Source organism: Desulfothermus okinawensis JCM 13304, assembly GCF_054654515.1.
Genome location: NZ_BAAIEW010000098.1, coordinates 1 through 294 on the forward strand (window position 1 = coordinate 1; position 294 = coordinate 294).

Genomic DNA, 294 nt, shown 5'->3' on the forward strand with positions numbered 1-294 from the left:
CTATCTTTTTTATCCTTTAAGGCTCTTTTATCTGAGTAGGTAAGTACTAACTTGTGATTTAGCTCTATTTCTTTATATTGAGATTTTTCTTTGACCTTTTTCTTTTCTTTTATCTCTGTCTCTTTATAGGCATATAAGCCCTCTTCTTCACTATAATCTATAACTTGATACCCCTCTTTGTCTAAAACTAAATCTTCTATCTTGGTATTTTTAAATCTGTAACCTACTATATATTCATAACCCCTTTTTTTAATCTCTGACAAATTTAAACTACTGCTTATACCTCTATCCGCT

The 294-nt window shown here is 29.6% G+C and carries 1 protein-coding gene; it reads right to left on the reverse strand.

Annotation, left to right across the window (positions count from 1 at the left end; all coding sequences use genetic code 11):
• Positions 1-263: hypothetical protein (locus ACYQ0O_RS13205; RefSeq protein ID WP_459893815.1), on the reverse strand; the 263-nt coding region annotated here is incomplete at its 3' end.
• Positions 264-294: the final 31 nt, after the last annotated feature.